The sequence below is a fragment of the Seonamhaeicola sp. ABD4_340 genome, from assembly GCF_056312135.1.
In genome coordinates, this window is record NZ_CM149981.1 from 296,662 (window position 1) to 312,142 (window position 15,481).

General features: G+C 33.5%; 8 protein-coding genes and 1 tRNA gene. 8 read left to right on the forward strand and 1 reads right to left on the reverse strand.

What is annotated here, in order from left to right; genetic code table 11:
* The first annotated feature begins 372 nt into the window (after positions 1-372).
* The 4 genes from ACYX4H_RS01285 to ACYX4H_RS01300 all read left to right on the forward strand — a co-directional run bounded on the left by ACYX4H_RS01285 (position 373) and on the right by ACYX4H_RS01300 (position 11,271).
* The gene (locus ACYX4H_RS01285; protein WP_476237412.1) at positions 373-3,525 is read left to right on the forward strand and encodes a SusC/RagA family TonB-linked outer membrane protein; all 3,153 of its coding nucleotides are present in this window, start codon (positions 373-375) and stop codon (positions 3,523-3,525) included.
* 68 nt (positions 3,526-3,593) lie between these two features.
* A complete protein-coding gene (locus tag ACYX4H_RS01290; RefSeq protein ID WP_476237413.1) occupies positions 3,594-5,486 on the forward strand; it encodes a RagB/SusD family nutrient uptake outer membrane protein in 1,893 nt (630 codons plus the stop codon).
* Positions 5,487-5,520: 34 nt separating this feature from the next.
* Positions 5,521-7,170, forward strand: a complete 1,650-nt coding sequence (locus ACYX4H_RS01295) for a hypothetical protein (protein WP_476237415.1) — start codon at positions 5,521-5,523, stop codon at positions 7,168-7,170.
* Positions 7,171-7,263: 93 nt separating this feature from the next.
* Positions 7,264-11,271 carry an FG-GAP-like repeat-containing protein gene (locus ACYX4H_RS01300; protein WP_476237416.1) on the forward strand — a complete coding sequence of 1,336 codons (4,008 nt, stop codon included), beginning with the start codon at positions 7,264-7,266 and terminating at the stop codon, positions 11,269-11,271.
* Between the two features lie 62 nt (positions 11,272-11,333).
* On the opposite strand, the gene ACYX4H_RS01305 is transcribed toward ACYX4H_RS01300, so the two are convergent.
* Positions 11,334-11,407: transfer RNA gene (locus tag ACYX4H_RS01305), tRNA-Arg, on the reverse strand.
* 298 nt (positions 11,408-11,705) lie between these two features.
* Between ACYX4H_RS01305 and ACYX4H_RS01310 the strand changes: the two genes are divergently transcribed.
* The 4 genes from ACYX4H_RS01310 (at position 11,706) to ACYX4H_RS01325 (ending at position 15,479) form a co-directional block, all read left to right on the forward strand.
* Positions 11,706-13,061: a cytochrome ubiquinol oxidase subunit I gene (locus ACYX4H_RS01310; RefSeq protein ID WP_476237417.1), complete on the forward strand. Its 1,356-nt coding sequence runs from the start codon at positions 11,706-11,708 to the stop codon at positions 13,059-13,061.
* A 10-nt stretch (positions 13,062-13,071) separates the two neighbouring features.
* Positions 13,072-14,109 carry a cytochrome d ubiquinol oxidase subunit II gene (gene cydB / locus ACYX4H_RS01315; protein WP_476237418.1) on the forward strand — a complete coding sequence of 346 codons (1,038 nt, stop codon included), beginning with the start codon at positions 13,072-13,074 and terminating at the stop codon, positions 14,107-14,109.
* Between the two features lie 113 nt (positions 14,110-14,222).
* Positions 14,223-14,858 (forward strand): Crp/Fnr family transcriptional regulator, encoded by a 636-nt coding sequence (locus tag ACYX4H_RS01320; RefSeq protein ID WP_476237419.1) that lies wholly within the window; start codon positions 14,223-14,225, stop codon positions 14,856-14,858.
* 63 nt (positions 14,859-14,921) lie between these two features.
* Complete coding sequence (locus ACYX4H_RS01325; RefSeq protein WP_476237420.1) at positions 14,922-15,479, forward strand: YeeE/YedE family protein; 558 nt, start codon at positions 14,922-14,924, stop codon at positions 15,477-15,479.
* Positions 15,480-15,481: the final 2 nt, after the last annotated feature.

Below are 15,481 nucleotides of genomic sequence, written 5' to 3' on the forward strand. Positions count from 1 at the left end.
TACCTTAAATGGTTACTGCAATTACCATATAACTATTATAATTTACCCGTAAAATGTTTAAACGCAAAAAACATCTTTAAAATGCAAAATCATATACTATAATTTAAACTTTAATTAAAATACTTTAATTATTTACTTTTTTAAACTTTAGTAACTCTATTAACTCTCATAAAACAAAAAACAAGTTTAATTTTTCTAAAAGAAACTATAACAAAAAGCACAATTACCTGAAAAACAATAACTTAAATAAACACCAATTTAACATAAATTTAATATTTAGAACTTTTGTGTTACTCAATAGAACATTTGTTTCCCTTAAAACAGGCTATTTTATTCAAATTTGTGTATCAAAACATTTAAAACTAACAAAATATGAAAATCAAATTACTTGAAAGATTGCTATTTAAAGAATGGCAATTCAAGGTTTTTCTCATTACTTGCATTTGTGCAATAGGCATTAACTCAGCTCAAGCGCAAACTAATACAATTAATGGTAAAGTATCAGGCAGTGATGGAGAACCTTTGGTTGGGGCAACAGTTATTGTTGTTGGAACATCTACAGGAGCTGTTACTGACTTTGACGGAAATTACGCAATTAAAGCCGCAAAAGGCAGTACACTTAAATTTAGCTATTTAGGTTTTGTTGAAGAAAACGTAAAAGTTTCAGACAACACTACTATTAACGTAGTTATGGAAGAAGACCAAGCTAGATTAGATGAAGTTGTTGTTGTAGGTTATGGTACCCAGAAAAAGAAAGAAATTACAGGTGCTGTAGGTCAAATTAAATCTGAAGCAATAGTACAAAATGCTACGGTAGATTTGGGTAATGCTATACAAGGGCAAATTGCAGGTGTAAGTGTTACGGCACAAGATGGTGAACCTGGAGCAGAATCAAACATAGTTATTCGTGGTGTAAGTTCATTAACAGGTACCACATCGCCATTATATGTAGTAGATGGTATTCCTTTTGAAGAAGATCCTAGATTAAGTCCTGAGGAAATTGAGTCTGTTGAGGTATTAAAAGATGCTGCTTCGGCTGCAATTTATGGTACTCGTGGTGCTGGTGGTGTTATTTTAATTTCTACCAAAAAATCTAAACCAGGTATCATGAAAATTAGTTTAAATACTTGGTATGGTATACAACGTATAACTTCAGGTACACCTCTATTAAGCACCCAAGAATGGATTTATGCAACAAACATATCTGCTCAAAATGATCCTTCACCTACTTGGTGGGATAATACCTGGACACGTATTAGAAACGGTGTTGGTAGAGCTACTAACAACTCTAACTTAGTTGATTTAGTTGAGCAAGATGAACAACCAATTCAAAACCACAGTTTAAATATTGCTGGTGGTAAAGAAGGTTTAACGTATAACCTAACAGCTTCTTTCTTTAACCAAGAAGGGTCTATAATTAACACAGGGTATGACCGTTTTAACCTTCGTGCAAACTCACAATTTACTAGTGGTAAATGGAATATTCAAACAGGTTTAGGGTTTAGGTTAGAAGATAGAAACCGTCCTGCATACCAATTACTTTATCAAGCATTCCGTCATTTACCATATCAAGATCAAGTAGATGATAGTATGGAAATTGTTGAACAACCTGGAGATATTAATGATACTGAAGGTAATCAAGTATCACAAACACTAACACGTTTAAGACAAACAGACAACGATAAAGTTGACAACTTTAACGCTAACATGACTGCTAAATATAACATCACAAAAAACTTATCTTACTCACTACGTGGTGGTATTAGCATAACTAACAATACAAGAACACAGGTAACACCTTTATTTCAAGTTACAGATGGTGATGGAAATGTAGTACCTTCTTTCCAACGTTCAGGTATTATTAACACAAGTGGAAGAGTTAATAGATGGACTATTGAAAACATACTAAACTATAAGAAAAGTTTTGGAAATCATAATTTTGTTTTAACTGGTGTATACTCTGCTCAGTCAACTCAAAGAGAATCTTTTTTTGCTAGAAGATTTGATTTAAGAAACAATGAACTTTTAACTTTAGATAACACCACCGCTGATCCAGATGCTGGTAACGGTAGTATTTGGCTTAACAACACACAATCTTTAATAGGTTTATTAGGTAGATTACAATACAACTACAGAGGTAAATATCTATTTAGCGCAAGTATTCGTAGAGATGGTTCTACACAATTTACTGAAAATAACCGATGGGGTAATTTCCCATCATTATCAGTAGGATGGAATGTTTCTGATGAAGCTTTTTGGGCACCTATAAAACGTACATTTACGTCATTTAAAACCAGAGCAAGTATTGGTACTGTTGGTAATGATAGATTTACACCATATAGTTTCCAAGCAGTAATTCAACCAGAGCTAGACTATACCTTTGGTCCTACTGAAGACAATGACCTTGTTTTAGGAGCTATTCAAACTGGCTTTGCAAACGGTAATGTAAAATGGGAAACAACCGTATCTAAAAACATTGGTTTTGATTTAGGTATGTTTAAAAACAGATTAACATTTACAGCAGACTTTTATTCTACGGATAAAGAAGACCTTTTAATTCCATTATTAATACCGCCATCAACTGGTGCTGGGGGTAATGGTCAAGTAATTCTTAATGTTGGAGACATGACTAATAAAGGTATGGAGTTTGCCTTAAATTATAAACACAGAGGTAAATTCTCATGGAATGTTGCTGCAACATTTACTAAAAACAGTAATGAAGTAACAAAAATGAGTGGCACAAACAAACTGTTATACTTGGCTAATAGTCAACCATACAGATTTGGGCCAACTACCGATGAAGTAAAAGTAATTGCTGAAGGCTATGAAGCAGGATCATTCTTTTTAGTTAAAACCAATGGTATTATAAGAACACAAGAAGAATTAGATGAATACAGCCAACTTAATACAGGAAGCACACCTCAATTAGGTGATGTACGCTTGGTTGATGCCATTACAGAAGATACCGATGGTGATGGTATTGCAGATGCTGGTGATGGTATTATTGATGTAAAAGATCAGCAATATGCTGGTAGCGCTGTTCCTGATTTTGAAACAGGATTAAACTTTAACGCTAACTACAAAGGTTTTGATTTTTCTATGCAATGGTTTGGTTCATTTGGTGGCGATATTATTAATGGTAACAAAGCCTTTACTTACAGCCAAGGTGTACACAGAGATAGAGTGTACCAATGGTCTCCTCAAAATGTTAATTCTAACATTGCTTTATACCAAGGCTCTAACCATAATAATGTAAGAGGTAGAAATGATTTATGGTTAGAAGACGGCTCTTTTGCAAGGTTAAAAAACGTTGCCGTAGGGTACTCAATTCCAAAAAAATATTTAGAGCCATATAATATCAGTAAAATAAGAATATATCTTTCTGGGCAAAACTTATTAACTATTACAGATTATACTGGTTATGATCCTGAAGTAGGTGGTACAGGCATTGCTAACAGTGGTTTAGATAGAGGTGCATATCCTTTCACTAAGGCATTCAGGTTAGGTGCTCAAATATCATTCTAAATAAAATTTGTAAATTTATAGAAAGATGAAAAACAAAATATTTAATACTAATACAAAAAAAAAAGAAAATGAAAAATTCACTATTTAAAAAAATTGTGTTTGTATTGGTTACAGCCATAACAATCACATCGTGTGATAAAAGCTTTTTAGAAGAAGACAACCCTGTTCAAATATCTACAGGAACTTTTTTCAAAACAGTAACAGATTTAGAATCTGCACTTGTAAGTGTATACAATGCTTTAAAAAATGACAATGTACTATCAATTCAAAACGAAACGCTAAGAAGTGATTTAGCATATCCTGGTTTTGGTAGACCAAACCCACAAAACTCAGGCTCAACATACTATTTCCAAAATTTTGATAGTGGTTCTACAACAACTAATCAAAAATGGGCCGCACTATACACAGGTATATTTAGAGCTAATCAAGTAATTGTGAACACAGAGGCACTAATGCCAGAACTTGTTGATGAAGAACTTACAGCTGCTGAATTAATTCTAGCACAAGCTAGAACTTTAAGAGGTTTATTTTACTTTTACTTACACAGTACGTATAACAAAGGTTCTGTGCCTATTTATGATTTTGTTCCTGTTGATGAATCTGATTTTTATCAAGAAGCACAGCCAGAAGATGTTGTACAACAATTTTATTTAGCAGATTTAGAATATGGTTTGGAAAATTTACCAGAATCTTACACTGCAGAACAAGGTATTGGTAAAATAACAAAAGGTGCTGCAACAGCATTATTGGGTAAAAGTTATTTATATGATGGTGATTATGATATGGCTGCACAATATTTCAAATCTGTCATTGATGATTTTGGTTATGAACTAACGCCAGACATAGGTAGCAATTTCACAACTAGAGATGAGTTTAATTCTGAATCAATTTTAGAAATATCATACTCAACACAATACAAAGACGAAATTTCACCTGCTTCTCAAGAACAAGTTTCAACACGCTTAAATTACAACTTTAGTTCTGTTGGTGGGTGGAGTTCAATTTACCCTTCATGTTGGTTAACAATATTATACCAAGATGAGCAAATTGATACACAAGACCCAAGAAACTATGTAATGAAACCCGTTATTAAAAACGATGGAAACATTCATATTAAAGGTGGCACTTATGAAAGAGATGATGCTGGTGATATTGTTTATGAAGAAGGTATTAGAGATTACTCTATGAGAGCCTCTGCTTCAATTGCAATTGTAGATGATACTGTATTGCCTTATTATCTTAAAACTGCCGCCCAAGCAGCAAACTTTGGGTCTGGAGAAAGATACTCTTGGTTTAGAAAATACACCAACTGGGATATAACTACAAGTGAGGCTTTAGTTGCTACTTCAGTTCAAAGATCGGGCGTAAATGTACGTGTAATTAGATTAGCAGACATCTTCCTTATGTATGCTGAGGCCTTAATTAAAGGCGGTACAGATAACGCTGGTGTTGAAGAAGCATTAACTTACATAAACCGTGTAAGAAGACGTTCAGGAGTTGTTTTATTAGGACTACCTGGTACTGGAGAATTCCCGTTAAACGACCATGACAATGTAAGTTATGATGCAAAAAGTTTAATGGACCACTTAATGTATGTAGAAAGACCATTAGAGTTATCTGCCGAAGGACATGCCATACGTGCTATTGATTTACGCAGATGGGGCATTACAAAAGAACGTTTTGAAGAATTAGCAACAAGAAGGTACTATACAGGCCACTATGAGTTTGAAACTATTAACACAAAAGACCCATCAAAACCTGGTACAAGATCTACAAGATGGCAATCTCGTATTGCTGAAACAGTACTTTTCCCTCAAAATGATTTATATACTAGTCCAAAAGAAGTTTGGAATGAATATGAAGATGCTGCAATTAACTATAATGAAGATGATAATGCTTACTGGCCAATTCCTAATGATGAGTTAATTACAAACCCATTTGTTAACGGATCTAACGATTAATAGCAGTTCAATAAAAATTTAATAATAAAAAGACATGAAAAAAAATATAATATTTATTTGCCTTATAGCATTGGCTTTTATTGGCTGCCAAAGAGATGATAGCTATGATGCTCCTAATTCATTCTCTGACGTAGGTTGGATTTTTAGCGATGTTGAAGGTGTTTTAGATGTAAACATTGGTGATTACATTACATTTACTGATGCATCTCAAGGTTATGAACATCATGAATGGGAAATTGCGCCTGGAAATTATTATTTAGAGCACCCACTTACAAGAGACGATAGAGGAGATTCTATTTTAAGAACAAAAATTTCTGGATCAGGAAAATCTACTGATAAAATTGTAAGTGTGTTTTTTGACAAACCAGGATTACAATCTGTAAGGTTATTTAATATATTTCCAGACAGTGTTACCTTTAGAGGTAAAGATGACTTTAGGTATGCCTCTAAAAAAGTTGGTGATAAATGGGTTATTGATACTACTTTTATGGTTGATGTATATGCTAGAATTTTACCAAAAGTTCAAGTTGACCATGCCAATGGAACAGAAGTTTGGGAAGCACCTGAAAACTTCACTACACAAACAAAATCTACAAGTACTTTTACACAAATAACCGTAGAGGCCGGTGATAAAGTAGATTTCACTGATTTAACTGAAGTTGGTAGATCAGAATCTGTTTCTTGGAGAATTATAAACCAAGCAGACCTAGAGCCTAACACTAACTTTAGCTATGAAGATGGTAGCGGCATAGGAAATTCACAAAACTTATCATATACCTTTTCTTCTTTAGGAACTTATTTTATAGGTATGAGTGCTTCAAGAGAAGCAGATAATAAACCTGGTGCAACCTCTAGCGTTATTATACCTTATACATTTAATGTAATACCATCATCAAAACCTTTTGAAGTATTAGGTGATGTAATTGAATTAGAAGATGAAACCATTAGAGTAAACTTTACAGGAGAATTTCAAAATGAAATTGGTCAAGAATCTCATTTCACAGTTAATGTAAATGGCGCTCCTTTTGATATTGCTACAGTAACAACAAACGGAACTTTTCTTGATATAAAATTAACAGATCCAATTTACAGGCCTGATGTTATTACTGTTTCTTATGATGGAAATTCTGAATTAAAATCTACAGATGAAAGATCTCCAGTAGCTTTTACAGATGTACCAGTTATAATGCATAATGTTAATTTATTAGAAGGTAGCCAAATTAATACTGAAATAGCAATGTTTAGTACTACTTGGTTTGCGGCACAAGTTCAAGCACCTTCAAGCACTGAACTATTCTCTACTGAACAATTTGTATCTGCGCCTTCAAGTGCAAAACATACTGTAACACCAGGAAAAGGTACAGGTATGAGAGCTAACTTAGATCCTGCTATTTCTAAAGATGATACAAAATCATATCTAGTAACTTTCAAAATGTATATAGATCCAGCTTCTACTGTTATGCCTAACAGAGTCGCACTTTTTGATATTCCAAGATGGTCTCCTTCTTCTTACTTATTTACAGGTTCTGAACCTAAAGGAGAATGGATAGATGTTGAAGTAGTTTTTGCTCCTGGTCAATCAAGTGTGTCGGCCATATTATTTAGAACAGATACTACCGCAACTAGTGATGCTACTATTTATTATGACGATGTATTTATGGTTGAATATGAAGAAAGACCATAATCTTTAAAGTATTTACAATAGATATAAAGCCTATTTGAGTTTTTCAAATAGGCTTTTTTCATTATATTAAAAATCAAAATGAATTAATTTGGTATGAAACAAATATTCTCTCTAAGCTTTTTCATAATTATATGTTTGTTTAGTATAAATGCATCATCTCAAACATTTAAACGTTTTGAGCATATAGCCAACTTATCAAACCTAAAAAACAATAATGGTGTAGCTGTGGCCGATTATGATGGTGATTATGATTTAGACCTATTTGTTGTAGCAAAAGCGCAAGACATTGATAGTATTTCAACCTCAAAAAGTAAACTATTTAGAAACAATAATAATGGTACTTTCACAGATGTAACGGCTGACGCAGGATTAACAAATTTATTTCCGAGTGCAGAACCTAGTTCAGATGAAGCTTATCAAGACGGTTTTAAATATGGCGTTTCCTGGGGCGATTATGATAATGATGGATTTCCTGACATTTTCTTCACTCACGCCCAGAAAGTACAACTATTTCGTAATAACGGCAACGGAACGTTTACCGAAACTACAACACAATCTGGCATACAAGGTCGCAATAACTGCAATAATGCTGGTGCTACATGGTTTGATTTAAACAATGATGGCTTTATTGATCTCTATATTTCTGTTTGGGGTGGTTGTAATGGTAACATTTTATATTTAAATAACGGAGATGGCACATTTCAAGATAGGTCTGAATTTTACAACTTAAATAGCTTTAAGCTTTCTTACATGAGTATTCCTTTTGATTTTAATGATGATGGCTTAATGGATCTTTATGTATCAAACGATTTTTTTGAACCTAATGAATTATTCATAAACACTGCTAGTGGTATTTTTACAGACCAAGCTGCTAATTACAATATGGATAAATTAGCAAACTACATGGGGATTTCTATTTCAGACTATAATAATGATAGTAATTTTGACATATATGTAACAGATATTAATAAAAACCTATTGTTTACAAATAATGGAGATAATTCTTTTACTGAACAGGCTGAAGACAAGGGAATTTTAAGTACCGGCTGGAGTTGGGATTGCCCTTTTGCCGATTTTGATTTAGATGGCGACGAGGATTTATTTGTGGTTAATGGTTTTAAACAGTCTTTCCCAGAAGGAGAAGCCAACATGTATTTTGAAAATAATGGTGACCCAAACTATAACTTCACTGAAAAAACCGAAGATGTTGGTTTAAACGCCATAACTATGAGTGTTGGAGCCACACCTTTTGACTATGACAATGATGGAGATTTGGACCTATTTGTTTCGAATAGTAACCAAGCTTCGTTTTTTTACCAAAACACAACAATAAATACCAATTCAACCCAAAACCCACATTGGTTTAAGGTTATATTAGAAGGTACAACATCAAATAGAAACGCCATAGGAGCGAATGTATCTATAACAACCAATAGTGGCAATTTACATAGATATTCGTCTGGTGTGGGCTTCCTATCTCAAAGTATTCAGCCATTGCATTTTGGTTTGGCAAATGCATCAACTATTTCAGAAATAACCATAAAATGGCCTTCAGGTTTAGTAGAAACCTACAACAATTTACCTATTGATTCAACAATACTTGCTCGCGAAGGTGATGGCTACCAAATATTAGATACGGCCCAATCTGAAAAAGTACGTGGTTGTACAGATCCTGCTTCGTGCAACTATAACCCAGAAGCGGTAGAAGATGATGGGTCATGTACTTACATGAATGCCTCTCAAGTTAATGGTCCTAAAGCTTCAGGCTATTTTAATACTGAAACTTATACATACAATAAAGCCGCTAATTCTTCTTTATCATGGCATATTATTGGAGGCGAAATTGTAAGCGGACAAAACACTGAATCTATTACCGTTTTATGGCATTTAGAAGATACTGGTGTGGTTTCAGTAATTGAAACTGGAGACAACTGTAGAACAGAAGAAATAGCTTTAGAAATCAACTTAACCCTATCAGAAATAGATACCAACCGCTCAATAGCTAGAATTTGGAATGAAGCCTTACTACATGCCATAAGAAATGACTATGCCCGCCCTACGGTTCACGCAAGAAACTTGTTTCACACCAGTATTGCTTTATATGATGCTTGGGCCGTTTTTGATAAAAATGCAAGACCTTACATTTTAGGAAATGAAGTTCACGGCACCAATACAACCTTTAATGGTTTTAAAACGGATGAAGCTATAGAACAAGCCAGAACAAAAGCCATTAGTTATGCAGCCTATAGGGTTTTAACGCACAGGTTTAGCAATTCTCCGGGAGCTCAAGAAACCCAAAGAAAATTTGATATTATAATGAATGACCTAGGCTTTGAAACCAATTATACTAACACAGATTATAGCTCAGGTAATGCAGCCGCTCTTGGTAATTACATAGGACAATCTATAATTAACTATGGATTTTCAGATGGTTCAAACGAGTTGAACAGATATGAAAACGAATTTTATACAGTATCTAATACACCTCTGATTCCCGCATTACCTGGAAATGAAAACCTATTAGACCCTAACAAATGGCAGCAACTTACCCTTTATCAGTTTATTGATCAAAGTGGAAATTTAATTGCAGGAAACACACCAGATTTCTTAAGCCCAGAATGGGGTGCAGTTTCTCCGTTTTCTTTAAAAGATGAAGACAAAAGCATTTTTTCTAGAGAAGGAAATCAGTATAAAGTATATCACGATCCTTCTTCACCACCCTATCTAAATTTAAACAATGAAGATACATCAAGTGAAGCCTATAAATGGGGGTTTGGGCTTGTTACTATTTGGGGAGCACATTTAGATCCTACAGACGGTGTACTTTGGGATATTTCACCAAAATCCATAGGGAATTTAGATATTAATGACTTTCCACAATCGTTTTCAGATTATCCAAGCTTTTATAATGAGTTTGAAGGTGGCGATCCAAGTAATGGTCATTCTCTAAATCCACATACAAACGCTCCGTATAACGAACAAATTGTACCAAGAGGAGATTATGCAAGAGTTTTGGCTGAGTTTTGGGCTGATGGTCCAGATTCCGAAACACCACCAGGACATTGGTTTACTTTATTAAACTATGTAAGTGACCATCCTAGTTTAGTTAAAAAGTTAAATGGTGAAGGCGAAACACTTTCACCTCTTGAATGGGATGTAAAGACCTATTTCTTAATGGGTGGAACCATGCATGATGCGGCTATTTCTGCTTGGGGTGTAAAAGGTTGGTATGATTATATTAGACCAATTTCCGCTATTCGCTATATGGCAGAACTTGGACAAAGTACCGATAATACACTGCCTAATTATAACGTTGCAGGTATCCCTTTAAAAGATGGCTATATTGAAATGGTTGAAGAAGGTGATCCTCTAGCAGGAGATATGAATGAACATGTAGGTAAAATAAAAGTATTTACATGGCGTGGTCACGATTATATTGGCAACCCAAGCCATGATATGGCTGGTGTTGGATGGATTTTAGCCGAAAATTGGTGGCCGTACCAACGTCCTAGTTTTGTTACACCTCCTTTTGCAGGTTACGTATCTGGTCACTCTACATACTCTAGAGCTGCAGCCGAATTAATGACCCTAATGACGGGAGATGCATTCTTTCCCGGAGGGATGGGTGAGTTTATTGCCAAGAAAAATGAATTTTTAGTGTTTGAAGAAGGCCCTAGTGTTGATGTTAAATTGCAATGGGCTACTTACCGAGATGCTTCAGATCAATGTAGTTTATCAAGAATTTGGGGTGGCATCCACCCACCTGCTGATGATATACCAGGCAGATTAATAGGTGAAAAAGTAGGAAAAGATGCTTACAATTTTGGAGTTAAATATTTCAACAGCAAACAGACAAATACGGTTTCAGAATATAAAATTTACCCTAACCCAATTAATAACGATTTTGTAATACAAATAACAAATACTTCGGTTAACGATAAATTTCAATTAATTGATTTAAAAGGAAGTATTTTTAATATTTTAGAAAAAAAATATAACGAAGAAACAGGCAAAACACAACTACTACTACCTAATAGTTTAGCATCGGGAGTTTATATTCTTAAAATAAATCAAACTTCCAAACTAATTATAAAACCATAAAATGTTTATAACGTTTATTAATACAAAAAGAGCAAGTTTAAAAACTTGCTCTTTTGTTGTAGTGACCACGGCAGGATTCAAACCTGCAACCTCTTGAGCCGTAATCAAGTGCGCTATTCAGTTGCGCCACGTGGCCTTTTTTTGTGGGTGCAAATATAGCATTTATTAAAACTATACCAAACATTTATTAAAAAAAACGAAATAAAGCGTTCAAACTTCAAATTAAAAAAATAATTAAAATGAAGATTTTTAAAATATCATATAGTTTTTACATGTTACTTTACATTAAAACCAAGTTTTAAAAAAAAGTGAAAGCTATGTATTTCATTATTTTTAAGCAAAGTTAAATATCAAAAAAAATTAATTTTAAGTTATGTAATATTTATTACAAATAAGACTAAACGGAATTGTATTTTTGTTATAAACTTACAATTATGGATACCGAAATTTTAGCCAGAATACAGTTTGCCTTCACTATTGCGTTCCATTACATATATCCGCCTTTAAGTATTGGAATAGGTTTAATCATGGTAATTTTTGAAGGTTTATATCTAAAAACAGGTAAAAAGCAATATGAAATTTTAACCCGTTTTTGGTTAAAAATTTTCGCCATAACCTTTGGTATTGGTGTTGCTACAGGAATTATTATGGAATTTGAATTTGGTACCAATTGGTCTGTATATTCCAGATATGTTGGCGATATTTTTGGTAGTGCTTTAGCAGCAGAAGGTTTGTTTGCTTTTGGGCTTGAAAGTACTTTTTTAGGCATTTTAATTTTCGGTTGGAATCGCGTTTCTCCAAGAGTACATTTCATTTCAACTATAGGTGTATTTCTGGGATCTATGTTTTCAGCAGTTTGGATTGTAGTTGCTAACAGTTGGCAACAAACACCAGCTGGTTATCATATTGTTGGAGAAGGATTTAATGCCAGAGCAGAAGTTACCGATTTTTGGGCTATGGTTTTTAATCCCTCTAGTGTAGACAGAATTATACACGTATGGCAAGGAGCATTTTTAGCTGGTGCATTTATGATATTAAGTGTGCATGCGTATTATTTATTGAAAGGGCGTTACGTAGAAATTTCAAAAAAAGCTTTTAAAATTTCATTGTTGGTGGCAACAATTATTTCGCTAACACAATTAGTTTCAGGACATAGTTCTGCAGATGGTGTAGCAGTAAATCAACCTGCAAAATTAGCAGCAATGGAAGGGCATTATAATGAATCTTCAGCTGCAGATTTATATTTATTTGGTTGGGTAAATAACGAATCGCAAAAAGTTACCGGATTAGGCATTCCAGGTGGTTTATCATTCTTGGTACATCAAGATTTTGAAGCACCCATACAAGGTTTAAATGCATTTCCAAAAGATGAAATTCCAACACAAGTTAATGCGGTATTTCAGTTTTATCATATCATGATTTCTATTGGAATGTTTTTAATAGGATTAACACTATACGCTTCTTATTTATGGTGGCGTGGAAAGTTATTTGATAAAAAATGGTTACTTAAAATATTTGCATTTTCGGTGTTATTACCTCAAATAGCTAATCAAGTTGGTTGGTTTGCTGCCGAAATGGGTAGACAACCTTGGGTGGTTTATGGCCACTTAAAAACAAGTGAAGCTTTTTCACAAGAAGTGTCTTCAAATCAAATATTATTCTCGTTAATATTATTCTTAGTAGTTTATACAATATTATTTTTACTGTTCCTATATTCTTTAAATAAAAAGATAAAACATGGGCCATATAATGAAGCCGAAAAACCAGACGAATTTTTAAAATACACTTAATAGCAGCATTATGGAAACATTTTTAGGTATAGATTATCCAACGTTATGGTATTTAGTTGTAGGACTCTTGTTTTCGGGTTACGCCATTTTAGAAGGTTTTGATTATGGTGCTGGAGCATGGCATTTATTTTTAAGAAAAGACATAAGCAGACGTATAGCCATTAATGCTATTGGTCCGCTTTGGGATGCTAACCAAGTATGGTTAATTATTGGTGGAGGTGCTTTATTTGCAGGGTTTCCAGTAATGTATGCCACCATGCTATCTGCAATGTACATTCCATTCATGCTGTTTTTAATGCTATTGGTGCTACGTTCTGCAGCCATAAAATTTAGAAGTGCAGAAGAAATGACATGGTGGCGCAAAACATGGGATATCACCTATTTTGTATCAAACACCTTAATAGGATTTTTATTGGGTGTTGTTTTGGGTAATGTTTTACAAGGCTTTGAGCTTCATGAGAATTTTGAATATAAAGGCGGTATATTCCTTACTTTTTTAAATCCTTATGCTTTAATGACAGGGTTTACAACCTTGTCTATTTTCATGACACAAGGAGCCATTTTCTTGATGCTTAAAACAGAAGGTAGATTGCACGACAGATTATCGTTTTTACTTAAAAGAGGTATGATATTTTTTATAGTAAGTTTTGCCTTCACTACATTATATACTCTAATTTTCTTGCCAGGTGTAACCGATAAGTTTAAAGAACATCCAGTGTTTTTTGTATTACCTGTTTTGGCGTTTTTAGCAGTTGCAAATGTGCCTAGATTAGTATCTAAGAAAAAATATTCTTACGCTTTAATATTTTCCTCTTTAATCATGGCATTTTTATTAATGTTGGTAGCTTTCCAATTATATCCGGTGTTACTGCCATCAACAATAGATTCTAAGTACAGTGTTACTATTTACAATGCTGCTTCTTCGCAAAAATCTTTAGGTATTATGCTAACTATTGTGCTCATTGGCGCTCCGCTTTTAGCAGGATATTTTTTATTTTTATACAAAACATTTCATGGTAAAGTAAAATTAGATGACACCAGTTACTAGGCATAATTTACTAAATTTTGTAATTAAGTATCATTTAATACTCTTAAAGTAACAAAAACTGAAAATGACATTTTTAAAAAAAGCATTTACTATTAAAATTGTTATTTTTGAATATGAATTATGAATTATTACTTCAAAAATTTGGGCATAACTTAGATGATGAGCTGATTAAAGAAATTTCAGAAAAGGGAATTTTTAAAAGTTTTAATAAAGACGATATTATAATAGATATTAATCAACCCTTAAAGTTCATACCTCTTTTATTAACTGGTGATATCAAAATTATAAGAGAAGATAGTGATGGCCATGAATTACTTATTTATTTTCTAGAGGCTGGAGATACTTGTACAATGTCTCTTACCTGCTGTTTAGGTACTACAAAAAGTAAAATACGTGCCGTTGCCGAAAAAGATTCTTCTTTAATTATGATACCTGTTGAAAATATGCAAAAATGGTTTCACAATAACGAAAGTTGGCGAAACTTTATTTTAGAAAGTTACCAAACCAGGTTTGATGAAATGCTTGATGCCATTGATAGTATTGCATTTTTAAAAATGGATGAGCGTTTGCACAAATATCTACTAAATAAAGCCATACTAAACAGCACTAATATTATTGAAATTAAACATCAAGAAATAGCTGAAGATTTGCACTCATCTAGAGTAGTAATTTCAAGACTATTAAAACAACTTGAACGCGAAGAAAAAATAAGCCTTGGCAGAAACAAAATTGAAATTTTAAAAGCTTAAGTAACCATTGTTACACCTTAACCATTTCTATAACCTTAATTTTGCAATTAAATTAAGTGAAAAATGGAAATTATTTTAAACCCTTGGCCTTGGTATGTTTCTGGCCCTTTAATTGCCTTAATAATGGCTTTACTGCTTTATTTTGGCAAAACTTTTGGCATGTCTTCAAACCTTAGAACCATGTGTTCTGCTTTTGGCGCCGATAAATTTGCAGACTTTTTTAGATTTGACTGGAAAGCTCAAAAATGGAACTTAACCGTTGTTTTAGGTGCTATAATTGGTGGTTATATTGCAGTTAACTTTTTATCAAATAACACACAAACCAATTTAAACCCAACTACAATTGCCGAACTTCAAACTTTAGGTTTTGAAAACGCAGGCGCTACACTTGTGCCAACCGAAATGTATGGTTTAGATGCCTTAACGTCTATTGAAGGTTTACTTATTTTAATTTTAGGCGGCATGCTTGTTGGTTTTGGTACACGTTATGCTGGCGGTTGTACTTCGGGGCATGCTATTACTGGTTTAAGTAGTTTACAAAAACCATCATTAATTGCTGTAATTGGCTTTTTTATTGGTGGTTTAATAATGACAAATGTTATACTACCATTAATTTTCTAACG

What these genes read in the sequence shown, in the direction of transcription:
- ACYX4H_RS01290 (WP_476237413.1), top strand. Translation starts at nt 3,594, where the DNA reads ATGAAAAATTCACTATTTAAAAAAATTGTGTTTGTATTGGTTACAGCC.
- ACYX4H_RS01325 (WP_476237420.1), top strand. Translation starts at nt 14,922, where the DNA reads ATGGAAATTATTTTAAACCCTTGGCCTTGGTATGTTTCTGGCCCTTTA.
- ACYX4H_RS01300 (WP_476237416.1), top strand. Translation starts at nt 7,264, where the DNA reads ATGAAACAAATATTCTCTCTAAGCTTTTTCATAATTATATGTTTGTTT.
- ACYX4H_RS01285 (WP_476237412.1), top strand. Translation starts at nt 373, where the DNA reads ATGAAAATCAAATTACTTGAAAGATTGCTATTTAAAGAATGGCAATTC.
- ACYX4H_RS01310 (WP_476237417.1), top strand. Translation starts at nt 11,706, where the DNA reads ATGGATACCGAAATTTTAGCCAGAATACAGTTTGCCTTCACTATTGCG.
- ACYX4H_RS01295 (WP_476237415.1), top strand. Translation starts at nt 5,521, where the DNA reads ATGAAAAAAAATATAATATTTATTTGCCTTATAGCATTGGCTTTTATT.
- cydB (WP_476237418.1), top strand. Translation starts at nt 13,072, where the DNA reads ATGGAAACATTTTTAGGTATAGATTATCCAACGTTATGGTATTTAGTT.
- ACYX4H_RS01320 (WP_476237419.1), top strand. Translation starts at nt 14,223, where the DNA reads ATGAATTATGAATTATTACTTCAAAAATTTGGGCATAACTTAGATGAT.